The organism is Thermostichus sp. MS-CIW-37 (assembly GCF_054060065.1).
Genome location: NZ_JBSSCV010000006.1, coordinates 1 through 23720, shown reverse-complemented (window position 1 = coordinate 23720; position 23720 = coordinate 1). Strand labels below are relative to the sequence as shown.

The 23720-nt window shown below is 58.2% G+C and carries 22 protein-coding genes; 8 read left to right on the top strand and 14 right to left on the bottom strand.

The window, feature by feature from the left end; all coding sequences use genetic code 11:
• Window positions 1-283 precede the first annotated feature (283 nt).
• The 5 genes from ACVWYZ_RS04250 to ACVWYZ_RS04230 form a co-directional block, all read right to left on the bottom strand.
• Window positions 284-1648, bottom strand: coding sequence for a gluconeogenesis factor YvcK family protein (locus tag ACVWYZ_RS04250; RefSeq protein ID WP_457466226.1), 1365 nt, complete (start codon window positions 1646-1648; stop codon window positions 284-286).
• Window positions 1641-2624 (bottom strand): RNase adapter RapZ, encoded by a 984-nt coding sequence (rapZ, locus tag ACVWYZ_RS04245; protein WP_457466224.1) that lies wholly within the window; start codon window positions 2622-2624, stop codon window positions 1641-1643. Before rapZ ends, ACVWYZ_RS04250 begins: the two co-directional genes overlap by 8 nt.
• A gap of 102 nt (window positions 2625-2726) precedes the next feature.
• Window positions 2727-3431 (bottom strand): endonuclease III, encoded by a 705-nt coding sequence (nth, locus tag ACVWYZ_RS04240; RefSeq protein ID WP_414421270.1) that lies wholly within the window; start codon window positions 3429-3431, stop codon window positions 2727-2729.
• Window positions 3432-3437: 6 nt separating this feature from the next.
• A complete protein-coding gene (gene rseP, locus ACVWYZ_RS04235) occupies window positions 3438-4535 on the bottom strand; it encodes an RIP metalloprotease RseP (RefSeq protein ID WP_457466221.1) in 1098 nt (365 codons plus the stop codon).
• Between the two features lie 145 nt (window positions 4536-4680).
• Window positions 4681-4923 (bottom strand): NifU family protein, encoded by a 243-nt coding sequence (locus tag ACVWYZ_RS04230; RefSeq protein WP_011432622.1) that lies wholly within the window; start codon window positions 4921-4923, stop codon window positions 4681-4683.
• 489 nt (window positions 4924-5412) lie between these two features.
• Here ACVWYZ_RS04230 and ACVWYZ_RS04225 point away from each other — a divergent pair, with 489 nt between their 5' ends.
• The 5 genes from ACVWYZ_RS04225 to sppA all read left to right on the top strand — a co-directional run bounded on the left by ACVWYZ_RS04225 (window position 5413) and on the right by sppA (window position 10957).
• Complete coding sequence (locus tag ACVWYZ_RS04225) at window positions 5413-6546, top strand: PIN domain-containing protein (protein ID WP_457402205.1); 1134 nt, start codon at window positions 5413-5415, stop codon at window positions 6544-6546.
• Between the two features lie 44 nt (window positions 6547-6590).
• Window positions 6591-8336, top strand: coding sequence for a sensor histidine kinase (locus ACVWYZ_RS04220; protein WP_457466219.1), 1746 nt, complete (start codon window positions 6591-6593; stop codon window positions 8334-8336).
• Window positions 8337-8411: 75 nt separating this feature from the next.
• Complete coding sequence (rsmA, locus tag ACVWYZ_RS04215) at window positions 8412-9260, top strand: 16S rRNA (adenine(1518)-N(6)/adenine(1519)-N(6))-dimethyltransferase RsmA (protein ID WP_457466217.1); 849 nt, start codon at window positions 8412-8414, stop codon at window positions 9258-9260.
• A gap of 105 nt (window positions 9261-9365) precedes the next feature.
• Window positions 9366-10070, top strand: coding sequence for a 3-oxoacyl-ACP reductase FabG (fabG, locus tag ACVWYZ_RS04210; protein WP_414373529.1), 705 nt, complete (start codon window positions 9366-9368; stop codon window positions 10068-10070).
• A 74-nt stretch (window positions 10071-10144) separates the two neighbouring features.
• Window positions 10145-10957, top strand: coding sequence for a signal peptide peptidase SppA (gene sppA, locus ACVWYZ_RS04205; protein ID WP_414355892.1), 813 nt, complete (start codon window positions 10145-10147; stop codon window positions 10955-10957).
• 121 nt (window positions 10958-11078) lie between these two features.
• Here sppA and ACVWYZ_RS04200 read toward each other — a convergent pair whose 3' ends face one another.
• Window positions 11079-11342 carry a hypothetical protein gene (locus tag ACVWYZ_RS04200; RefSeq protein ID WP_457466215.1) on the bottom strand — a complete coding sequence of 88 codons (264 nt, stop codon included), beginning with the start codon at window positions 11340-11342 and terminating at the stop codon, window positions 11079-11081.
• A gap of 268 nt (window positions 11343-11610) precedes the next feature.
• Window positions 11611-12066 carry a hypothetical protein gene (locus ACVWYZ_RS04195; protein WP_457444818.1) on the bottom strand — a complete coding sequence of 152 codons (456 nt, stop codon included), beginning with the start codon at window positions 12064-12066 and terminating at the stop codon, window positions 11611-11613.
• A gap of 321 nt (window positions 12067-12387) precedes the next feature.
• On the opposite strand from ACVWYZ_RS04195, the gene ACVWYZ_RS04190 reads away from it, so the two are divergent.
• The 3 genes from ACVWYZ_RS04190 to ACVWYZ_RS04180 all read left to right on the top strand — a co-directional run bounded on the left by ACVWYZ_RS04190 (window position 12388) and on the right by ACVWYZ_RS04180 (window position 15295).
• Window positions 12388-13524: a citrate synthase gene (locus ACVWYZ_RS04190; RefSeq protein WP_011433503.1), complete on the top strand. Its 1137-nt coding sequence runs from the start codon at window positions 12388-12390 to the stop codon at window positions 13522-13524.
• Between the two features lie 79 nt (window positions 13525-13603).
• The gene (locus tag ACVWYZ_RS04185; RefSeq protein WP_457466322.1) at window positions 13604-14659 is read left to right on the top strand and encodes a permease; all 1056 of its coding nucleotides are present in this window, start codon (window positions 13604-13606) and stop codon (window positions 14657-14659) included.
• A 168-nt stretch (window positions 14660-14827) separates the two neighbouring features.
• On the top strand, window positions 14828-15295 hold the full coding sequence (locus ACVWYZ_RS04180; RefSeq protein ID WP_099813135.1) for a DUF29 domain-containing protein: 468 nt from the start codon (window positions 14828-14830) through the stop codon (window positions 15293-15295).
• Window positions 15296-15317: 22 nt separating this feature from the next.
• Here ACVWYZ_RS04180 and ACVWYZ_RS04175 read toward each other — a convergent pair whose 3' ends face one another.
• The 7 genes from ACVWYZ_RS04175 to purB form a co-directional block, all read right to left on the bottom strand.
• Window positions 15318-16685: an FAD-binding oxidoreductase gene (locus ACVWYZ_RS04175; RefSeq protein WP_414508827.1), complete on the bottom strand. Its 1368-nt coding sequence runs from the start codon at window positions 16683-16685 to the stop codon at window positions 15318-15320.
• Between the two features lie 112 nt (window positions 16686-16797).
• Complete coding sequence (pstB, locus tag ACVWYZ_RS04170) at window positions 16798-17595, bottom strand: phosphate ABC transporter ATP-binding protein PstB (protein WP_457466212.1); 798 nt, start codon at window positions 17593-17595, stop codon at window positions 16798-16800.
• 69 nt (window positions 17596-17664) lie between these two features.
• Window positions 17665-18558, bottom strand: coding sequence for a phosphate ABC transporter permease PstA (pstA, locus tag ACVWYZ_RS04165; RefSeq protein WP_414515402.1), 894 nt, complete (start codon window positions 18556-18558; stop codon window positions 17665-17667).
• Between the two features lie 38 nt (window positions 18559-18596).
• Entirely contained in the window at window positions 18597-19580 is a 984-nt protein-coding gene (gene pstC / locus ACVWYZ_RS04160; protein ID WP_457466210.1) for a phosphate ABC transporter permease subunit PstC, read from the bottom strand.
• A 148-nt stretch (window positions 19581-19728) separates the two neighbouring features.
• A complete protein-coding gene (pstS, locus tag ACVWYZ_RS04155) occupies window positions 19729-20790 on the bottom strand; it encodes a phosphate ABC transporter substrate-binding protein PstS (RefSeq protein WP_457466208.1) in 1062 nt (353 codons plus the stop codon).
• A 508-nt stretch (window positions 20791-21298) separates the two neighbouring features.
• Window positions 21299-22279, bottom strand: a complete 981-nt coding sequence (locus tag ACVWYZ_RS04150) for an aspartate carbamoyltransferase catalytic subunit (RefSeq protein ID WP_457466206.1) — start codon at window positions 22277-22279, stop codon at window positions 21299-21301.
• A gap of 9 nt (window positions 22280-22288) precedes the next feature.
• On the bottom strand, window positions 22289-23584 hold the full coding sequence (purB, locus tag ACVWYZ_RS04145) for an adenylosuccinate lyase (RefSeq protein WP_457466204.1): 1296 nt from the start codon (window positions 23582-23584) through the stop codon (window positions 22289-22291).
• Between the last annotated feature and the right edge of the window lie 136 nt (window positions 23585-23720).

The window sequence follows — 23720 nt, the reverse complement described above, 5'->3', positions numbered from 1 at the left end:
AACTTTGCTGAATTTACTGAGCTTTAGGCGGTTTGGCAAAAGTCATTGAGAGGGATATAGTAGACCAAGTTTCCCCCTGATCCTTGAGTCCACCGCAACGGTTGCCGGGAAGTGAAGGGGGAAAGCGCTCGGGGGGTATTCCTCAGGGCTTTGCGGGATACCGCCTTCCTGCTTGGACTCCGTCCCGCTGACGCGAACAGAGATAGGCAGGATGCGATCGCTTCTTTCCTGAACCATGTTCAGGAGAGTTCAGCGTGAATGTATCAGGACATCCTGGGCAAAGCTAGAGGGGGCGATGTCTGTCGAACCAGCGCATCAGCATTGCAGCCAAGCGTTCAGGGTTGTGGCGCACTAAGCCGGTCTCTGGATCCTCTTGCATGACGTTAGCCAAAACGGCACGGCAGCCCAGGTAAGCCAGTTTGTCGGGATCCAGCACCACAAACTCAGAACCGCTGCGGCGGTAATGCTCCAAAGCGCGCGGGGAGGGTGGCTCCCGCTGCACCAGCACGCCGTCAAATAGGCGCACTCCTGCCACCCGATCCAAAGCCATGACGTGATCCCCAACAGTATAGCCGTCGGTTTCCCCCGGCTCGGTCATGATGTTGCAGACGTAGATGTGGGGGGCCATATTTTTGGCCAGAGCTTCCACAATTTCCGGTACCAACAGGTTAGGGATGATGCTGGTGTAGAGGCTACCCGGCCCCAGCACCACAAACTCTGCCGCCTCAATAGCCTCGATGACTTCCGGTAGGGCGGGAGGGTTGGGGGGGTCACAGCCAATTCGGCAAATGCGTCCTCCGGCTTTGGCAATGTTGGACTCTCCCACCACGCGGCGGCCATCGCTCAGCTCCGCCCAAAGGGTGACATCCGCCAGGGTGGCCGGCAGCACCCGCCCCTGAATGGCCAAGACTTGTGAGGTGGCAGTGATGGCCCGAATCAAGTCGCCGCCGGTTACCGCGGTGAGGGCAGTGATGAACAAATTGCCGAAGCTGTGGCCGCTTAGCCCTTCCCCCGACTGGAAGCGATATTGAAACAGCTCGGTGAGCAGCTTTTCTTCGTTGGCCAGAGCAGTGAGGCAGTTGCGGATATCGCCGGGGGGCAAAACGCCGATCTCCCGCCGCAGACGCCCTGAGGATCCCCCGTCATCGGCCACCGTGACAATGGCCGTGATGTTGGAGCTGTAGCGCTTCAGACCCCGCAGCAGATTGGAGAGGCCGGTACCGCCCCCCAGCACCACAATGCGGGGACCACGGCTGAGACGCCGCCGCGACAACAGCTTATCCACCAGCGCTTCATCTCCCTCGGGGATCAGCACATCCTCGATGGAGCGCATGGCGCTGCGAAACCCCAGCACCACCATCACCAGCCCGATCCCAGTCACCAGGGGGCCACTGATGTTGTTCGGGATCCAAGTGGTAATCAAGCGCAGGGTGATGTCGATCAGCCGCTTCAGGCGAAAGATGGGGGTCAACTCCGTCCAGATGGCGATGCCCAGCACCATCAGCAGCACGCCCCCAACCGCCAGGCTCAGCCAGCGTTTGACAGCCAAACCGGGAAAGAGCCATTTCCAGCCACTTCCCGGCCAAGCAGCCTTGCGGCGGCGAATGCCCCAAACAGGGGACTTGTTGCTGGGCAGGGGCTTAGCCATGGGAAGGTGCAGGAACGCCGGCCAAAGGGATCCTAACCTGTTGCTGGGCAACGCCGGCTTCGCCGGGCACCGGGCCAAAGCGGGCTTCCAGCTCCCGCTGAGAGTCGAGCAGATGGCGATGCTGAACCTGAACATTCAGGTCGGGAAGAACGTGGTTGCCGGCAGGGACAGTCCAAGGCTGCAAATCCTGGGCCAGGCGCTCCACCAGGGCCACCGAGCGGTGCTGACCGCCGGTACAGCCGATAGCCAAAGTCAGGTGGGGGCGACGCTCTGCGCGGTAGTGGGGCCAAAACGCTTTGACCAAGGACAAGATGTGCTGATAGGTGGATTGTGTGATGGGATCCGCAAACAAGAACTCCTGCAGCAGGGGATCCTGCCCAGTGAGGCGACGCAGATGGGGCTGAAAGAAGGGGTTGGGCAAAAAACGCACATCGAACAGCAAGTTGGCATCGGGGGGAACGCCGTATTTGAAACCGAAGCTGACCAGCCTTAGGTTGAGGGGCTGGGGGATCCCTTGCACCAAAGCTTGCAATTGCTGCCGCAGTTGCTGGGCATTGAGGTCGGAGGTATCCAACCAGTGGGTGCAGCGTTCCCGCACCGGGGCCAGAGCCAGCCGCTCTTGCTCAATGGCCTCCAACAAACCGGCAGCTTCCCCGTAGGGATGGGGACGGCGGTGGGCGCTGAGACGGTTGAGCAACACTGGGGAGCGGGCCTCCAAGAATAGGAAAGGGATCCCTTGCGATTGCACCCAAGCAGCCAGGGTGGGAACTTGATCCCGGTACTCCTGGGCGTGGAGATTCAAGCTGATGGCCAAAGCAGCGTGATGGGTCCGCATCGCCTCAACCAAGGGGATCACCTGGGCAGGCGGGATCCCTTCTAGGCTGGTGTACCCCAGTTGTTCCAACTGCTGGATGGCCAAAGTTTTCCCGGATCCCGTCAGGCCGGCAATGACCAGAACGGGGGGCGCGACTGACATGGGTTTATCCTGCATGGAGCTTATTCTAGGGCGAGAGGCGGCCAAAACAAGCGCCGGAAGAATGGGGGGCTCAGCCACGCGGGGCGCCTAGAAACCATCATCTCAGGCCGGCGAGGCTTTTGTAGCTTTTTTATCCGTTTTCTCGGCCGGTGCAGCCGATCCCAGAAGAGGAGCGCTGGGGCAGAGATCCGCCAAAAAACATTGCTGGCACAGAGGCCTGCGGGCAGTGCAGATGGCCCGCCCGTGGTCGATCAGACGGATAGACCAGTTCTCCCAATCCGCCTGCGGCAACAACTGCATCAGATCCTTTTCGATGCGCACGGGATCCTCGTGCTCAGTGAGGCCGAGGCGGCGGCTGAGGCGCTTAACATGGGTATCGACGGTAACCCCGGCATGGATGCCAAAAGCATGGGCCAACACCACATTGGCCGTCTTGCGGGCTACGCCGGGTAGGGTGAGCAGCTCCGGCATGGTGCGGGGCACTTGGCCACCGAAATCGCTCAAGATCTTGCGGCAGGCTTCCTGAATGTGCTTGGCCTTGTTGCGATAGAAGCCGGTGGAATGGATGAGAGCCTCGATCTCCTCTCGCGGCGCTGTCGCCAGGGCCTGGGCATCCGGGAAGCGACGAAACAGCTCCGGCGTTACCTGATTCACCCGCTCATCCGTACACTGAGCGGAGAGGATGGTTGCCACCAAGAGCTGCAGCGGCGTCCGGTAGTGGAGGGCACAGGTGGAGTTGGGGTAGTGGCGCTTCAGCCGGAGCAGGATCTCCAAAGCTCGCTGGCGCAAGGCCCGTTTGCTGGCCATCTTCCCCTAGCCCGACCCGGTGACAATGGCGAGGGTGTCTTTGAAGAGCAGCACCACCCCCAATCCCAGCAACAACACCAAGCCCGTCTGCATCACCCGCTCCTCCAGATGCTTGGGCAGCCGTTTGCCGCGAATCGCCTCCAGGATCAAAAAGGCAATGTGTCCCCCGTCCAAGGCGGGCAGGGGCAACAGGTTGAGAAAGGCCAGGTTAATGCTAATCAAAGCGGTGAAATTAAACAGGCTGGCGGCGTCATCGCGGGCCAGATCCGCCCCAATCTTGACGATCCCCACCGGGCCGGAGACCTGGGTGGCCGTACTTTGGAAATTCTGAACCAACTGCTGCAGGCCGTTCAGATTGAGCATCACCACCCGCTGGTAGGCATTTCCCGCCTCCGTGAGGATCTCAGCCACACTCTGAGGGGGACGCAAGGTCACCTCCTGGTGGGGGGCCAAGGTCACTCCAATGGCCACCGTCTCTCCCCGCGCCGCCGGGATCACCGTCAACTGCAGGGGATCCCCTTCCCCACGCTGCACCTCCAGGGGAATGGGCCGGTTCTCGCTGCTGCGGATCAGCACCTGAAAATCGTTCAGAGCTGCCAAGGCCGCCGTCTCGTCGGCAATCCCCCTGTAATCGCGATCGGCTGCCTGCAACACCACATCCCCTGCCTTCAGGCCGGCCCGCTCCGCCGGGCTATCGGGCATCACCTGAGGGATGAGAATGCCGGGATGGATGCGCGTTACCGAGGGGATCCCCACCGAGGCGAACATCAACACCAGCACCAGATAGGCGAAGAGCAGGTTGGCCATCACCCCCGCACTCATCACCACCAGGCGATCCAGCACGGGGCGGTTTTTCAGCAGATCCGGGTCGTCGGGCGGGTAGGGGGAATGTTCATCCTCGTCAGGAAAGCCCACGTAGCCCCCCAGCGGCAGGGCGCGAATGGCGTACTCTGTCTCCTTGCCCTGGTATCGCCACAACACCGGCCCAAACCCCAGCGAGAAGCGGTTGACGTGGATCCCTTGGAGTTTGGCTGCCGCAAAGTGCCCTGCCTCATGCACCAGGATCAGCAGGGCGAGAATGGCGATGGAGAGGAGAACAGACATGCGCTAGCTCTGAAGAAGGCACAGAAGAAAGAAGTGGGGAGCAGAGAGCCACCCGAGGCTATTTATCGAGGCTATTTATCAAGGCACATAATCCAACACATGATAAAGAACCCTAAAGGAATCTCACAAAAACCTACAGGGCCCCTCAGAATACCTGCTCCACTTCTAAAATGTCGGGGATGCTTTCCCGCAACTTGCGCTCAATGCCCATCTTCAAAGTCATGGTTGAGCTGGGGCAGGCTCCACAGGCCCCTTGCAGGCGCAGCTTGACCACCGGGCCATCGATTTCCACCAATTCCACATTGCCCCCATCGGCCATCAAGTAAGGACGCAGCTCGTTCAGGACTTTCTCGACGTTCTCGGTATTGAGTTCCAGTGCTTGTGCCATGGTTGCTTTTAGCCTCGTTGAGATTTGGATTGTAGCGGTTTCTGATACATTCACGCTGAACTCTCCTGAACATGGTTCAGGAAAGAAGCGATCGCATCCTGCCTATCTCTGAGCAGGAAGGCGGTATCCCGCAAAGCCCTGAGGAATACCCCCCGAGCGCTTTCCCCCTTCACTTCCCGGCAACCGTTGCGGTGGACTCAAGGATCAGGGGGAAACTTGGTCTACTATATCCCTCTCAATGACTTTTGCCAAACCGCCTAAAGCTCAGTAAATTCAGCAAAGTTCAGGGTTTTGGGGGTTAGAGGCATGCTCCACAGATCCCTCAAGCTGGCAAGGGATCGCTATGATTTCAGCATAGTCTGAATCCTTCTGGGGGAGGGCTGGCTTGGTTGTCCGGATCCCTCCAACACCAGACGACTAGAATGAGTAGGAAGCAGATTTGCCTATTCCCAGCAGCATCACCCACTCAGCAGGGCCGTCTTTTTTCTTATGCTAGACGCTTTACTGGTCATGATCTTCATGTTGGCGGGAGCTGGTCTCGGGTTTTACGGCCTGGATTTGCTCCCTCCTGCCGCCATTCAGGGGGCCAATGTGGAAGGAGCCCGTGTCGTCACCAGCGGCTTTGGCGTGCTGGCAGGACTGGCTTTGGGATCCCTGGTGCGCTGGAGCTACCGTCGCTTCGAGGCCAATGTGCGCTCCCTGCCGCCGGACGTGTTGATCAGCCGCTCGGTGGGGTTGGTGATCGGCTTGGTGATCGCCAATCTGGCCATGGCTCCTGTGTACTTGCTGCCCTTGCCTCCCCAACTCAACAGGTTCCTCGAGCCGCTGGCTTCGGTCTTTTTCAGCTTGGCCTTTGCCTATCTGGGGGTCAGCCTGGCCGATACCCACGGCCCCTCGCTGCTGCGGCTGTTTAACCCCAACTATGCTTTGCAGGCAGCCCTCTGGGCGGAGGGCAATGTGGTGGCTGCCACGGCCAAGGTTTTGGACACCAGCTCCATCATCGATGGCCGAGTGGCTCAGTTGATCGAGACAGGTTTTTTGGAAGGAACCCTGGTGGTTCCTCGCTTTGTGCTGACGGAATTGCAGACCATCGCCGACAAAGCCGATGCCCAAAAACGAGAGCGGGGCCGCAAAGGCTTGGATACCCTGCAGTCTTTGCGAGAGGCCTACCCCGATCGTTTCGTTATTCACGAAGCCAACTATCCAGATCTGACCACTGTCGATGAAAAGCTGGTGCGCCTCACCCAAACCGTGGGGGGAACGCTGCTTACCACCGATTACAACCTGAAGAAGGTGGCGGCTCTGCAGGGGGTCAAGGTGCTGAATGTGAATGAGTTGGCCGAGGCGCTGCGGCCCATCTATGTTGCCGGCGATAGCTTTGATATCAAGATCACCCGCGAAGGAAAAGAGCCAGGTCAAGGGGTGGGCTACTTGGAAGACGGCACCATGGTGGTGGTGGAAGAAGGGCAGCGCTCTGTGGGCAAAACCCGCTCTGTGGTTGTGACCAGCGCCATTCAAACCTCAGCAGGCCGCATGATCTTCGCCCGCCTCAACAAGGACTCTGCCCCACTAACCCGCCCGGCCTCTGATCCGGCCAGCCCGGCTTCCTCTGGAAAAACCTGAGTTTTGGCCTACGTTCCCCTAGCGCAATGGTGGCTTCATCCCAAATGGGCGCCCTCCGACCCACTCCGATGTTCTACACGCAGGATCGCCAGAGGCGCTTCTGGAGTTTTTACTGGGAAGATGCCGAGAAATATGGCATCCACCCTCAGCACATCGTGAGCGGACAGCAAATCTGGGAGGTGGCCAACGCTGGAGAGTACGAAGCCAAGCTCAACCAGGTCTTTGCAAGCGGGGATCCCCTCTCCTACGAATGTCAGGTGCTCTCGCCCCGCTACAAGTTGCATCTGCATCTTTCTCTCAACCCTGTACGGGACATGGAAGGGGAGGTGGTGGCGGTTGCGGCAGTGGGCAAGTTGCTGGGGGCCACGCCTTTTGCGCTGGCCGGAGGAGCCAGCAGCCCCAACAGCCAGCCCCATCCTGTCCTGGCCGACCCGGTACAGGGGATCACGACGCAGTTGGTGCGCAACATCCGGCATTCCCTGGATATCCGGCAACTGTGCCAGCAGACCGTGGAGCAGTTGGGGCAACTGTTTGAGGTAGATCGCTGCCTGATGGCCCTCTACGAGGTGGGGCAAGACTCCCTCACGGTCAATGCCGAGTACCGCCGCCATCCTGGGGATCCCTCCCTGCTCCACCAGACCCTGAAGCTGGCAGATTACCCCCATTTGTTGCAGGCCCTCAGACAGGAAGAACCGGTGGAGGCGGGGCGACATCTGGCCATTGCCATGTCTTACCAGGGCTACGCCAACAGCCTGCTCTGGCTGGAAATGCTGGATCCGAACAGGGTTCCTGTTTGGCAGCCAAGCCACATTCAGGTACTCCAGAGCATTGCCACCTACCTGGGCGCAGCCATTGCCCACGCCATTTTGCTGGATCAAAGTCGCCAACTGGCAACCCGCTTGCAGTTAGCCAACCAAACTCTGCGTCAGAAAAATAAGGAGCTGGAGCAGGCCCGTGCCCAAGCAGAATCGGCCAACCAGCTCAAAAGCCAATTCTTGGCCAACACCTCCCACGAGCTGCGCACCCCTCTCAACGGGATCATCGGCTTTATCAAGCTGGTGCTGGACGGGATGGCCGAAAACCGCGAAGAGGAGCTGGACTTTTTGCAAGAGGCCTATCGCTCTGCCCTGCACCTGCTGGCCCTAATCAACGATGTGCTGGATATTGCCAAGATCGAGGCGGGCAAAATGCAGTTGGAGTTCCAGCCCTGCGACCTGCGAGCCTTGTTTAAGGATGTGGAGGCCAAGACTAGCCTGCAGGCCAGCCAGAAGGGCTTACAACTGAGCTTTCACTTGCCCAACACTGCAGATCAGATTTTGCTCTTGGGAGATTATCAGCGTCTGTTGCAGGTGATGCTCAATTTGGTGGGGAATGCCATCAAGTTTACCCCCAAGGGCTCGGTAACCGTGCGAGCGGATATCCTGCCCGGCAACCCGGGTTTGGCCCGCATCCGCGTCATCGACACAGGGATCGGGGTATCGCTGGAAAAGCAGCAGAAGCTGTTTCAGGCTTTCACGCAGGTGGATGGTTCCACCACCCGCCAATATGGAGGAACCGGCTTGGGCCTGGCCATCAGCCAACGCCTGGTGGAGGCGATGGGAGGGGAGATCAATTTCTACAGCTTGGGCGAAGGGCTGGGATCCACCGTCACCTTTACGGTGCCCCTCTACCGCAAGCCGCTCCTGAGCGGGGATCCGAACCCAGAGGCGCTCCCTGCTCAACCCGCCCGAGATAGACCTGAGGATGCGGATCCCACCTTGATTTCTGTTCCCAACTCAGTCCAGCGATGACCCACCCGGCCATTTCTCCTTCAACCGCTCTGGGTATCTCTCGGTTGCGGCGCAGCACTGCGCGAACATTCCCCCATGCCCTATCCTCGTAAACGGTTTGGTCAGCATTGGCTCAAGGATCCCGCTGTTCACGAGGCGATTGTGCGGGCTGCCCAGTTGAATGATCTAGAGGGAGACGCGGATCCCACTTGGGTGCTGGAGATCGGCCCCGGCACCGGCCAACTGACGCGGCGATTGCTGGCCCAGGGTGTCCAGGTGGTGGCGGTGGAGATCGACCGGGATCTGTGCCGACTGCTGCAAAAACGGTTCGCCGGCCAACCCCGTTTTCACCTGCTGGAGGGAGATTTTCTCCGCCTGCCGCTGCCTCCTCAACCCCGCCTGCTGGTGGCCAATATCCCCTACAACCTGACCGGCCCCATTTTGGAAAAGGTGCTCGGATCCCCGGCCCAGCCGGTTCGGCAGTTCGAGCGCATTGTCCTTCTGGTGCAAAAAGAGCTGGCCGAGCGCTTGCAGGCCGGCCCCGGCAGCAAAGCCTATGGTGCTCTGAGCCTGCGGACGCAGTATTTGGCCGATTGCGAGCTGATCTGCAGGGTGCCCCCAACCGCTTTCAAGCCAGCCCCCAAGGTGGAATCTGCCGTGATTCGCCTCACCCCCCGCCCCGCCCCCACCCCCGCCCGGGATCCCCGCTGGTTTCACCAACTCCTCCGGCAGGGGTTCTCCACCCGTCGCAAGAAGCTCGTCAATGCCCTGGGAAGCTTGGTGGAGCGAGAGGTGGTCGCAGCAGCTTTGGCTCAGCTCCGCCTCAACCCCGATGCCCGCGCCGAAGAGCTGGATCTGCCCCACTGGCTGGCCTTGAGCGATCTGTTGCTGGAGAAAGCGCCCAAAAGGGCTGTTGTTCCTCAAGAGGAGCAGGAACCAGGGTAGGGTAAGAGAGGGAAGCTCAGTTGGATGGATCTCAAAATCCTCTGAGTTTTTTTGCACTCCCCTCCCAATTTGTTTTGGATCCCCTTCGCCAATGCAGGTGCATCCATGCAAAGCAACCAAGGCAAGCAAATCCTCTTGACCGGCGGCACAGGCGGGCTGGGTTTGGGGGTGGTTCCCGTGGTGCTGGCCAGCGGCGCAGAGCTGACCTTGACCTATCGCCAAGAGAAAGATCTTGCCATTTTGCGGGAGCGCCTGCCGGCCAATGCTCTGGATCGGGTTCGCTTTGTGCAAGTGGATTTAACAGATGAGGCGGCGGTTGCCCGCGTCATTGCCGACCTACCCCGCGTGGATGGGCTGATCCACCTGGTGGGGGGCTTTGCCATGGGCCCCACCCACGAGTACAGCTTGGCGGACTGGTATCGCGACTTCGACCTCAACCTCACCACCACATTCCTGACCTGCAAGCACAGCCTGCGCAGAATGTGGCAACAGGGCTATGGGAGGATTGTAACGGTGGGATCCCGAGGAGCGGTGGAGCCGGGCCCGCAATTGGCCGCCTACTGCGCTTCCAAAGCGGGGGTGGTGGCCCTGACCCGCACCATTGCCGCCGAAACCCAAGGCACCGACATCACGGCCAACGTCATCCTGCCCAGCATCATCGACACGCCGGCCAACCGAGCTGCCATGGGATCCGAGCGAGCCAAGCTGTGGGTCAAGCCAGAGTCCATCGGGCAGGTGATCGCCTTTTTGGTCTCAGAAGCAGCGCGGGATCTGCGAGGGGCAGTGATCCCGGTGTATGGCAACGTCTAGGCAACTGGTTGACCAAGCCATGAGCCGCCATTCATGATACAGAATATGCACTTATCCCTATCCAGTTCTTTTCCATGCTGAAGCGATTATTCTTGGGTGGTTTGCGCCGGCAAATCGGTCGCATTGAGGTGGCAGGGGCCATTGATGGCAAAACTCGCGAGCGGGTTCTCAAGGCCCTGAAAGAGGTGGAAGAAAACCAGATCCCTGCTGTGGTGCTGCGCATCGACAGTCCAGGCGGGACGGTGGCCGACTCCCAAGAAATCTACAATGCCCTCTTGCGTTTGCGGGAGAAAAAGGGCACCCGTATTGTCGCCAGCTTTGGCAACATTGCCGCCTCTGGGGGGGTTTATATTGCCATGGGAGCCGAAAAAATTGTCGCCAACCCAGGAACGATCACCGGTAGCATTGGCGTGATCATTCGAGGCAATAATATCGAACGCCTCCTGGATAAGGTGGGGATTTCATTTAAGGTGATTAAGTCTGGCCCCTACAAAGATATTCTCTCGTTTGATCGCGAGCTAACCCCGGAAGAGCGAAACATCCTGCAAGAATTGATCGACATTACCTACGGCCAGTTTGTGCAGACGGTTGCCGCTGCCCGCAAGTTAAGTTTGAATGTGGTCAAAACTTTTGCCGATGGTCGCATTTTCAGCGGAGAGCAGGCCCTCCACTTGGGTGTGGTGGATCGCTTGGGCACAGAAGAAGATGCCCGCCTTTGGGCGGCAGAGCTGGCGGGTTTGCCGACGGATGCGAAGTTCTACGACCTGCTCCCGCGGCGCAGAGGTTGGTCTCGGTTTTTGCCGGCAGCAGAAGCCTTGGCCCGTCTGCAGTTTGAAGTGAGCACCTCGGGCTTGCCCCTGTGGCTTTACCAAAAAAACTGGGTCTAAAGCCCCGCCCTAGGGCCTACGGCCCGCTGACGCGACTAGGGCGGCTTTGTGCTGTGCTACCCGCAGCGGCAGGGTAGTCAACCGCTTTAAAAACCCAACAGTCTCACGACTGGATACAGCCTCAATAGGCTTTGTAGTTGTTCTTTGCAACGGTACCTTTGGGCAAAAGGGAACCGCCCTGGATGCCAGCACGCGCGTAGCGCTTGGGGAAACGCCTGGGGAGACGAGCACCGCTGCCGTAGAGGGGCAACCCGATACGGTAAGTGCTGTCGCAGAACCAGGAACCAGAATCTCCTGCCTTTGGGCAGGGGAGTATGTCAACCGTACAGCCCAGCGAGTCAGAGCCGTTGATGGGTGTGGGGGTGCTGTTTGATGTTGTCGGCATCCTTCACCTGATACATTTACGCTGAACACTGCTGAACATCACTGTTCAACTATGCAGCGATAGCATTCTGTTTGTTTCCAAACAGAATGGCGGTATCCCGCAAAGCTTTGAGTAGAATACCCAAAGCGCAGTTTCCGTGTCGTCTTACTACCAATTTTCTGCTTTGCTTTGGCTACCATGTTGGCAGACTCGAAAGTAAACAGAAAGATCAACTGGTAGTAATCCGTACTGAACATATTATACATTGTTTTCAGTATAGTTGAGCTTATTATTGACTAGAGTCATGCTCCACAACCGCGTTGAGGATCCGTCGGGGCTCAACGCTGTGATTGAGCTTAAACACCCCCCGCTCTGGAGTGCAGGTTTGGTGCAGGGGGATATGGCGAAACTGGGGCTTGCTGCGATAGGTGCGGGCCGCTGCCTGCACCCGTTCCACGAAGTCTTCTCCCAACAACACCCCTGGCGGGAAAACATCGGCAGGCAAAGTTGGGATCCCGTTGTTCACGATCTCGGCATAGGTTGTGGCGTAGAGGAGAACATAGGAAGTGCTGCGGCGTTCTTGGGCCAGGCAGTCCAAATCGGCAGCAGGCACCGGCTCGGCCACCAAAACCTCTACCAGGCGACCTTCCTGATCCTGCTGGAAGCAAGTGGCCACTCCCAGCACCACGTACTCCAGTCCTTGCACTGGGCTGGAGCCAAGGTGAGTTTGAGCAGTATCCGACATCGGTGCCGATCTCCAAGCGGGGGAGCAAATTTTTGAGGCTCCGGCAAGCGCCAAGATCCCTCAAGCCGGGCGCAGTTCTCACCATAGCAACAATTTTTGCGTCGGGCAGCGGGAGCTGTTGCAAGATAGAAGGCGGATCCCAGCCTAGCTCTCTGTGAAGGATGACAGGGGCAGCATTTGGCTACAGGGATCCAAAATTTGCTTTACTGTAGCGAAGCGGGGTCAGTGCTGCCCAAGAGGAACAAGGGGTTGGGTTCCAGGCACCTTTGGCAACCCTTGATTCATCATTATCTAGGAAATACTTGCTCTAAGGATCCGACCATGGCGGATGGCGAATACAGACCAGGCTTGGAAGGCGTTCCGGCCACACGCTCCAACATTAGTTTTGTCGATGGCCAGGCGGGGATCCTGGAATATCGGGGCATCCCCATCGAGGAATTAACCGCCCACAGTACCTTTCTGGAGACAGCCTACTTGCTGATCTTTGGCAAGCTGCCGACCCAGTCGGAGCTGGACAACTTTGATCAGGCGATCCGCAGTCATCGACGGGTGAAATACCGCATCCGCGACATGATCAAGTCGTTTCCGGAGTCGGGCCACCCGATGGATGCTCTGCAAACCTGTGTGGCGGGCTTGGGGCTGTTTTACCCGCTGCGGGAGATGGATCCCGACTATGTGTTCGGCACCGTCACCCGGTTGCTCTCCAAGCTGCCGACCATGGTGGCGATGTTCCACCAGATGCGACAGGGCAACGATCCCATTCCCCCGGACGACAACCTGGATCATGCTGCCAATTTCCTATACATGCTCTCGGGCAAGAAGCCGGATCCCTGGTTGGCCCGCATTTTTGACATCTGCCTGATCCTGCACGCCGAGCACACGGTCAATGCCTCTACGTTTGCCCTTCTGGTGAGCGCTTCCACGCTGGCTAACCCTTACAGCAGCCTGGCCACGGCGGTGGGTACCCTTTCGGGGCTGTTGCACGGGGGGGCCAACCAACAGGTGATGATGCTGCTGCGGCAAATCGGCTCGGTGGAAAATGTACGCTCGTTTATCGAGGAGAAACTGGCCAAAAAACAGCGCATCATGGGCATGGGGCACCGAGTCTACAAGGTGAAGGATCCGCGGGCCACCATCCTGCAGCGGCTGGCTGAGGAGCTGTTTGAGCGCTACGGCCACGACAAGTACTACGACATCGCCCTGGAAGTGGAGCGGGTGTGTGAGGAGTTGCTAGGGCCGAAGGGGATCTACCCGAATGTGGACTTCTACTCAGGGTTGGTCTACGCCAAGCTGGGGATCCCGGAAGATTTGTTTACGCCGGTATTTGCCATTGCCCGGGCGGCGGGTTGGCTGGCCCATTGGCGGGAGCAGTTGTCCGATAATCGGCTTTTCCGACCCACCCAGGTGTACACAGGCGAACGCCAGCAACGCTACATCCCTATAGAAGAGCGGGGTTGAGAGCCGTTTGACAGGGCGCTGGGCCGAGATCCAAACTCAGTAAGGCCCAAGTCGTGCGTGAGGTGGTGTGTTGAGCCTCTTGGACTCTCCCCTTTGGCGAGACGGGTTCACCCTGTTTCTGAGCCTTGTGGTGCAGGCCATGCCATTTCTGCTGCTGGGGGTGTTTCTATCGGGGCTGATGGCGGTGTTTGTAGAGGGATCCCAGTTGGCCCGCTTCCTGCCCAAAGGCAAAATCGGCAGCGCGGTGGCTGGCGGTGCTTTGGGGTTCTTTTTTCCGGTGTGCGAGTGCGGCAACCTGCCGGTGGCCCGGCAACTGGTGATCAAGGGGATCCCACCCCACGTGGCAGTGGCTTTTTTATTGGCGGCGCCGGTGTTTAACCCGGTGGTGATCTTTTCCACTTGGATTGCCTTTCGCTCCATGCCGGAGCTGGTGATCTACCGAGTTCTCTTTTCCTTCGGCATTGCGGTGGTCGTCGGCTTGATCTTCAGCCTGCAAAAGGATTTCCAGCCTCTGTTGCAGCCGTCAGTCTGGCGGGAGCTGCAGCGCAATTGCTCCCAAGAAGCTGATCCGAAGAACATCTCCCGCTCGCCGTTGTTGCAGGGGGGCACCTTCTGGATTGGATCCCAGAGCCCTGCTCAAGGGGCCTCTGGCGGATCCCTGGCCACTTTACAAACGGCTGAAGATGTGTATCGCTCTGCTCTGGCCGCTGCGCCTTCTCCCTCCAGGGGACAAAAAGGAGTTCTCCTGCTGCAGACCTGGGCCAGGGAGATCCGCGAATTGGGATCCGTGCTCATCTTGGGCTCGGCGATGGCCGCCCTGATTCAAACGGTGATCCCGCGTTCGTTTGTGCTGGATTATGGCCAAGATGCATTGCTCTCAATCCTGATCATGATGGCCCTGGCCGGGATCATCTCCATCTGCTCGACGGTGGATGCCTTTTTCGCCCTCTCCTTTGCCGCCACCTTCACGCCGGGATCCCTGTTGGCCTTTATGGTGTTTGGGCCGATGGTGGACCTGAAGGCCATTGGCTTGATGCTGACTTTGTTCAGGCCCCGCGCCATTTTCTACTTGGTGCTCCTGACTTTTCAGTTCACTTTAGTAGGGGCTTTGGCCATCAATTACTACTGTAGTTAAAATCTTGGATAGGTAGTCCCCGCAGCGAACGATAGCTTAACTGCAGGGTCAGCGGCGATTAGGCTGAGATATTCAGAGTGCCAGGATCTCTGAGATTGAGAAGTTGGGCAGGAGGGCATTGTCCCGGCTGGAGCTGAAACGACTACATACAGGCGGCAGGATAGAACCGTGAGCAACCTATACTTTGCAGATTTTAACTTGTGGATTGCCCAAACAACCCAGCTCTTGCGGGAGGGACGTTGGCAAGAAATTGATCTAATCCATTTAATTGAAGAGGTTGAGGATTTGGGTAAGAGCGAACGGCGAGGGATGACCAGCCAATTAACTCGCCTTCTCCTGCATTTGCTCAAGTGGCAATATCAACCTCAGCGCCGCTCAGATAGCTGGTTGGATTCCATCACAGATGCGCGAACCCAAATTGAATTGGCCCTCGAAGATAGCCCCAGCTTAAGAGGATATCTGGCCGAGCAACTGGAAAAGAGCTATCAACGGGCACGCCGCCATGCAGCTCAGCAAACCGGTATGGATATCTCGGCCTTTCCGGAGACTTGTCCCTATGCTTTGGAGCTGGCCTTGGCAGAAGATTGGCTGCCAAGCCCCTCTCCTTTTGGAAGAGGAAACTCAGAGATTGCCTAAGGATAGAGACCTCTCGGCACTGTCAAGCAGAAGCCCGCCCTTGCCAACTGCGCATCTTGCCGGGGTTAAGCAACCCGTAGGGATCCACTTCTTCCTTGAATCGGATCTGGCGCGGATCCATCACCTTGCGACCCCCCTCTTCGATGATGTAGGTGTGAGGGTTGGCGATGAAGACTCCCTGCGCCTCGTGATAGCGCATGATCTCGTTGAGGCGTTCTTCAGTGGTAAAGCGCACAATTTGCAGGCCGACCGGGGCAACCTGGCCGCGTATGCGAATCCATTCCAGGTGCATCAGCACTTCGTCGCCAAAGTGCTCGTACAGGTGCTGCACCAACTTCAGCTCCCGGTCGGGCGGGAAAATCGATTGTAGATAGGTCAAATTGGGATCCACGCTGCGGCAGTGCAGGGTGGTGTGGTTCCAGGAAAATTCCCCCAGCGAGATCCCCTTGGCCGCCTCCTGCGCCGTTTTGTTGTAGACCACCTGGCCGCCATGTTCCCGAATTAGCTCCAGCAACGGCTCCAGGCTGGGCTCGGCCACCATCACCAGGGCCACGGCGGATCCCTGGGGCAAGTAGTCCTGCAGGGGGACGAAGTAACGAGGGATCGGCCAGGCGTGCAGGCTGATGAGTTTCTTGAGGATCCCATCTGCCTCGGCCAGGGCCTGCCCAAAGTGGGCGCAGGGCATAAACCCCACCTCAGGGGGAAAGGCCACCACCAGCTCTGCCCATGGGTAGGCTGGCGCCAGCGGGATCTCTACTTCTGTGATGATCCCGTTGAGGCCCCAGGCATGGCTGACTTTAAACACGTCGTCTCCCCGCAGCTCCAGGGCCCGCGGCTCCTCTTCGACTGTGATCACCCGCAGCCCCAAGATGTTGCCCCGATCCAGCAATTGGCCGTAGGTCACAGAGCCAATGCCGCCGCTGCCCCCGGCAATGAACCCCCCAATAGTGGCCGTACGGTAGGTGGAAGGGGCCATACGGATCTCCCAGCCCAGCTCGCGGGTCTGTTTGTCGATGGCCATCAGCTTGGCCCCCGCCTGTACCCGCGCCAAGCCCGGCTTTGCCCAAAGCACCTGGTTGAGCTTGCCCATGTCCAGGATCACACCCCCGGCCAGCGGGATACATTGGCCGTAATTACCGGTACCGGCACCGCGCACCGTAACCGGGATCCGCAGCCTGGCACAGGCCGCTGCCACTCGCATCACCTCGGCCTCATCGGCGGGGCGCACCACCAAATCTCCCCGCTTGTCGCTCAGTTGTCGGCTCAGCACGGGGCTGTAGTGGTAAAAATCCAACGACAACTTGGCCACCTGAGCCGGATCAGTGATGATCTCAATACCCTCTAAGTCAGAACGCAAAGCCTGCAGCTTGTCAGGAGCGGCAACGATCATAGGTATCCGTATTTGGGTGCAACGGTTCTTCAGACTCCATCATCGGCAGAAATTGCCTGCAAAAGGGTTTGCCGAGAACAGTATGGGAAGGATCCCTGTCCGGCCAGGTCAATTAGCCGAAGCGGCCCTCCACATAATCTCTTGTGGCTTGCTTGGTGGGGCTGTTGAAGATGACTTCAGTTCTGTCAAATTCAATCAGCTCGCCCACACGGTTGGATCCCGACACCTCCACACTGAAGAAAGCCGTCATATCCGAGACGCGGCTGGCCTGCTGCATGTTGTGGGTGACGATGATGATGGTATATTCCTCCTCCAGCTCCTTCATCAGCTCCTCAATGCGGCGGGTGGAAATGGGATCCAACGCCGAACAGGGCTCATCCATCAAAATCACATCCGGCTGTACCGCCAGAGCGCGGGCAATACACAGGCGCTGCTGCTGCCCTCCCGACAGCGACTGACCATTTTCTTTCAACTTGTCTTTGACTTCATCCCAGAGGGCAGCCCGCCTCAGCGAGGTTTCCACCACCTCGTCCAAGTCTACCTTCATCCCCAGCACCCGCGGGCCGTAGGCCACGTTGTCGTAAATGCTTTTGGGGAAGGGATTGGGTCTTTGGAAGACCATGCCGATACGCCGCCGCACCGCCACCGGATCGACTTCTTTGGCGTAGAGATCCTTGCCGTGGTAGGTGAGCTTGCCCTCTACACGAGCACCGGGGATCAAATCGTTGGTGCGGTTAAAACAGCGCAGAATCGTGCTTTTGCCACAGCCGGAAGGGCCGATAAACGCAGTAATCTGTCGGGCTGGGATGTCCAGAGTAACATTTTTTACCGCCAGATTGGAGCCATAGTAGACATTCAGGTTCTCGGTCCTGAAAACGTAAGAGGTCTGGTTAAGAGATTGAGTTTGCATGGCAGCACTCACAAAAAGAGCTAGAGTTCGACGAAGAGTTCGATTCAAGACTTGTTGAGAATCCTCAGGCTATTTCCTGGTCTTGTACACCAAAAAGCGAGCGGTCAAGCTGGCCGCCAAAACAATGGCTAACAAAACCAAAGCGCCCGCCCAAGCCAGCTCCTGCTGCACCCTGTAGGGAATGATGGAGAAAAAGTAGACCATCACCGGCAAGGTAGCCACCGGGCCAAAGAGATTAGTAGACCAGAAATTGTTGTTGAAGGCGGTAAAGAGCAGAGGTGCAGCCTCGCCTGCCGCTCGGGCCAAAGCCAGGATTAGCCCGGTTACGATGGCCGGTGCCGCTGCCGGCAAAACAACGCGCATTGTGGTCTGAAAGCGATTTGAGCCCAGGCCAAGGGAAGCCAAGCGCATGTCGGGCGAAACCAGCAGCAACGCCTCCTCGGTGGAGCGGATGACAATCGGCAGCATCAGCACGCCAAAAGCCACCCCTCCCGAGAAAGCCGAAAAGCCGGATCCCCTCACCACCACAGCATAGGCAAACAGGCCGCAGAGAATGGCCGGTACCCCCGTGAGCACATTGCAGGAAAACTTAACCAGATAAGCCAAGCGGGTGCCGCGACCAAATTCGGACAAGTACACTGCCGCCAAGATGCCGAAGGGAAAGCTCAAAGCCGCCCCCGTAGCCAGCACCATTAAACTGCCGACAATTGCGTGACCAAAGCCCCCTTCCGCCAGGCCAGGGGCAGGGTAGCGGGTCTGGGTGAGGACATCCCAATTTATCCGCTGGATGCCTTCCTTGCCCACATCCCACAGCACCCAAGATAGGGAAGCTATGATCACCGCCACAAAGAGGCCACTCAGCAGGGTTAGGACAATGCCTGTGTAATTGCGGACAGGGGCAATGGCGGCACGAGTAATGTCGATGTCAACCTTCTCAGGGGCAAGCTGTGCTGAGTCGGACATGATAACAGTGCTCCTTCATCTTCTTTCTGCTTCTGAAGTTACTGCTCCAAGTTTTGAAACTTGCGGATGATGATCTCGGCAACGATGTTGACCAATAACGTCAGCACCATCAGCACCACGCCGGCATACATGAGAGCCGAAACCTGCAAGCGTCCTGCCTCCCCAAACTGAGAAGCAATCAAGGCGGTAATGGTGGATCCCGGCTGCATTAGGGAGATATTGATGCGGTTGGCGTTGCCAGAAAGCATGGCCGCCACCATGGTCTCTCCCAGGGCCCGCCCCAGCGCCAGCATGATCGAGCTGACAATGCCCGACAGGCCGGCAGGGATCATCACCGTTAAGAGGGTCTCCCAGCGGGTTGCCCCCAAAGCCAAAGCGCCCTCTTTTAGGCTGCGTGGTAGAGATTCAAAGGTACTGCGGGTAATGGAGATGATGATGGGAGAGATCATGATCCCCAGCACCATAGCCACAATCAACAAGCTGGGCCCCCGCGGAGCCGGGCCACCCAAGAAAGGGATCCAACCCAGCGTCTGGTTAATGGCTCGAAAGATGGGCCGCACTGCTGGAATCAGCACAAAGATCCCCCACAGCCCCAGCACCACACTGGGAATGGCCACGATCAGCTCAATGGCAAAACCAATCGGCGCCGTTACCCACTTGGGAGCAAAGCCTTCCGTCAGGAAGATGGCTGTGCCAATGCCCAGAGGAATGGCAAAAATCAAAGCCACCAGAGAGGTTACCAAACTGCCATAAATCTGTGGTAGCACCCCGTAGATGTTTTCCACCGGGTTCCAGCGGGCAGTAACCAGGAAGCCCAAGCCAAACTGCTGAATCGCCGGCAGAGCCGCTTCGGTGGTTTGAAGAATCACCCAGATGAGGATAATGCCGGCAAACCCTGCCAAGGCCAGCGTCAGGCGGACAAAGCCCACATCAACAGCCCGAGACAGGCTCGCCTTTTTCTCAATGTCAACATCGATATCCGGGTTTGGTGGTGAACCATAACCCGTAGCCGCTGAAGTCATAGCCTCTCTCCCATGATCATCTTCGGTTCAAAATCTTTCCTAAAAATCCCACCGTGCAAGGTAAGCCCACCAGCCGACCGAGAAAGCCTCATCTGCCTCCTCAGCCGGCCACCAGCTCCACTCTAGTGGAGTTCAGGCTGCGACCCAGTCATCGCACCGCATTGGGGTTAACGGTGATGGCATCCAGCTCTGCAAAGATCCGCTGGATAGCCGCCTCAGGCATAGGGATGTAGTCCAGCTCCTTGGTGATGGCTTGACCCTCTGGCCCCTGGGTCCACTTCAGAGCCTCCACCAGCTTGGTCAATTTCTCCTGGTCGGGATACTCGCGGTACAGCATCACCCAGAACAAGCCCACGATTGGGTAGTCATTTGGCCCTTCAGGGTCGGGCACCAACAGCGCAAAGTCATCAGGAATGGGAGCATCCAGCGCCGAGGTAGCTGCCTTAGTCGAGAACTCAACAATGTTGCCCGCTTTGTTTTCCAAGCGAGCAGTAGCCATCTTTTCCAGCTTGGCATAGGACTGGTTCACGTAGCCAATTGCCCCTGGCTCCTGCTTGATGGTGGCGGCTACGCCCTCATTCCCTTGGGCTCCAATGCCAACAGGCCACTCGACAGAAGTACCAGCACCGGCTGTCCAATTAGGGCAGACAGTTCTGATGTGGTTGGTGAACACAAAGGTAGTCCCAGAACCATCAGAGCGGTGTACCCAGGTGATGTCCAGGGGTGGCAGCTTGTTTGCTATACCTGGGTTCTCGGCCTTGATGCGAATGTCGTCCCAGCGAGTGATCTCGCCGGTCACGATGCCGCAGTAGGTTTTCCGCTTCAGGATGAGCTCTCCGTCTTTAATGCCGGGCAGGTTATAGGCAAACTCGATGGCCCCTCCCGCCAGAGGCAACTGTAGGGGCTCATAGCGGTATTTAGCTCGGAAGCTTTCCAGGCGAGCACCGGAGAAAGGCGCCTCGGAAGCGCCGAAGTCCACAGTGCCATTGATCACCTGCTCTAGGCCAGCACCACTACCGACAGACTGATAGCTGACTTGCACAGTGGGGTCTACGGTGCGGTTGTAGGCGTCAAACCAACGTTGCAGCAAAGGAGCCGCAAAGGTCGCGCCCGCCCCGGAGATTTGCACGGTTTGGGCTTGAGCCGAGGTCGCTGTTAGAAATCCTACTGTTAGAGCGGTGAGGGAGAAAGCAGAAAGCAGGGTTCGCATAGGTGATATCTGTGGCGAATCAACATTTTCAACCCTATAACCTCAAAGTTAACAGAAGGATATCTAAAGGTTAACCTTAGGTTAAGTCAAGAGAAAAATCGATATTTTTGAGTGTGCTGGCTCGTTTCCAAACCTTGATTTTCCATCTGGTGGTTTTGGCCAGTTTGGATTTCAGCAAAATCAGGATCCTGGAGCCCAGGATCCGCGAAAAGGCTTATACTGCTGAACTTCTATCTCATTTGACAACCAATCAAACGGACACAACTTGAATAAGAGCTAAGCTTAGACGGCTGCAAAAAAACTCGATCCAGATCCAAGATATGTAAAATTTGAGACAAAGATGTTGCTCACCTCTCGGCAAGCTTGGACATGATTTCAGCAAGGCGGGAAAAGCCCCGCCCAGAGATTCTTTCGGCTTTTGGCAGAGAGAATTGGTTAGAAGATAGACTCCAACCTTCTAGACGTGGGGCAGCTCTACATGTTCCCCGAGCAGAGAAAGATCTGGGCTCTAGGCTGGGATCCGCCCGCCCCCCATGAGGTACAGCAGGGCCATACGCACCGCCACGCCGTGGGTGACCTGCTGCTCAATCAGGTTCAAGCCGGGATCCTCCATCACCTCGGAGCTGAGTTCCACACCGCGATTGACCGGGCCGGGGTGCAGAAGCTTGACATCCGGGTGGCACAGGCGCAGTCGTTGCCGCGTGAGGCCGAAGAAATGGTGGTATTCCTGCAGGCTGGGGAGAAGGAACTCGCTCATGCGCTCCTGCTGCAGGCGTAGGGTGATAACAAAACGCGCCCCTTCGAGGGCAGGCTCCAGCTGCCAATGGACAGGGAGCGTATGGCCGGGCACAAACTGGGCAAAATCTTTGGGCAATAGGGTGGGAGGGCCGGCTAAGTGAACCTCAGCTCCGGCGGCCACCAGGGCGTAGATATCGGAGCGGGCCACTCGCGAGTGGAGAATATCGCCGACAATGGCGATTTTGATCCCTTGCAGCAACTCCAGACGGGGACGCCGGGGATCCAGGTGGCTGCAGAGGGTAAACAAGTCCAGCAGGCCTTGAGTGGGATGTTCGTGCAGGCCATCCCCAGCATTGAGAACGCCCACAGGGGATCCACGGCGGTCGATCTCGGCAGCTAATTGTTGGGGCACTCCTGCCTGGGCATGGCGAACGATTAAGAGATCGGATCCCATGGCCAGAAAGGTGCGGGCCGTATCCAAAAGCGTCTCCCCTTTGCTCAAGGAAGAGGTGCCTGGGGAAAAGTTGAGCACATCTGCCGAAAGGCGCTTGGCCGCCAGCTCAAAACTGGTACGGGTGCGGGTGGAAGGCTCGAAGAACAGCGTCACCACCACCTTCCCCTGCAAGGTGGGCACCTTGGGCAACCGCCGCGTCAACACCTCCTGGAAACTGGCGCTGGTCTGCAAAACCATCTGGTATTCTTCGGGAGTAAAATCCGCCAAGCCCAAGACGTGCTGCCGCTGCCAAGCCATAGGGGATCCTCAAATGCCCAGGCGGGCAAAGATCTCGTCCAAATGGGTTAGGTGGCGCTGGGGATCAAAGCAGTCCTGCAGTTCTGCCTCGCTGAGGTGGGCCATCACTCGGGGATCCGCCAGCAGATTGGCGCGAAAGTCCCCCTGCGGCTGGTTCCAGGCGCGATGAGCATTTTCCTGCACCAGGCGGTAGGCTTCCTCGCGGCTAAGGCCCTTCTCCACCAAAGCCAGCAGCACCTGCTGGCTGAAGATGACGCCGCCATAGATGTTGAGGTTGCGCTCCATGTTGCGAGCGTGAACCTGCAGCTGGCCCACCAGGTCGGCCATGTTCACCAGCAGGTAGTGGCAGAGAATGGAGGCATCGGGCAGGATAACCCGCTCCACCGAGCTGTGGGAGATGTCCCGCTCATGCCAAAGGGGAATGTTTTCTAGGGCCGAGACGGCATACCCGCGCAGGAGACGGGCCAGCCCCGTCAGTTGTTCCGCCTTGATGGGGTTGCGCTTGTGGGGCATGGCAGAGGATCCCTTTTGGCCGGGGGCAAAGTACTCCTCAGCCTCCAGTACCTCTGTTCGCTGCAGGTGGCGGATTTCAGTAGCAAAGCGCTCTAGGGAAGAGCCAATCAAAGCCAAGGTTTGCACGTATTCAGCGTGGCGATCCCGGGAAATGACCTGGGTCGAGGCAGTATCCGGTTTCAGCCCCAAGCGAGCGCAGGCCAACCGCTCCACCTGGGGCGGCACATTGGCGTAAGTGCCCACGGCGCCAGAGATCTTGCCCACCGCCACCACTTCCCGCAGGCGAGCTAGGCGCTCTTGGTGGCGCAGGCACTCGGCCAGCCACCCTGCCAGCTTAAAGCCAAAGGTAATCGGCTCGGCGTGAACACCGTGGGTGCGGCCGATCATGAGGGTGTAGCGGTGCTGCCGAGCTTGGTCGCGGATAGCAGCGATGAGGTCGGCCAGGCGGGCTTGCAAGATCTCCACCGAGGCCACAAGCTGCAGGGCCAGGGCCGTATCCAACACATCCGAGCTGGTCAGGCCCAGGTGGATGTAGCGCCCTGCCTCGCCCACGTGCTCGTTGAGGTTGGTTAAGAAGGCAATAACATCGTGCTTCACTTCCGCCTCAATTTCCAAAACCCGCGCCGGGTCAAAGGCGGCTTTGGCTCTGATCTCCTGCAGGGCTTCTTGCGGGATCCGCCCCAGCTCCGCTTGCGCTTCACAGACAGCCAGCTCCACCTGCAGCCAGGTCTGGAGCTTGTGGGCAGTGGACCAAATCTGGCCCATTTCGGGCAGAGTGTAGCGCTCGATCAAGGTGCCTTTTCCGTCGGTACAGTAGGATGAGCTAGGCTATTTTAGCTAAACCGCCGAGAAGCCCCGCCCTTTGTCCGTAGGACGTATGGACTACGTCCCGCTGAAGCGAACGCGCTAGCGGCGCGGAGCGCTTGGG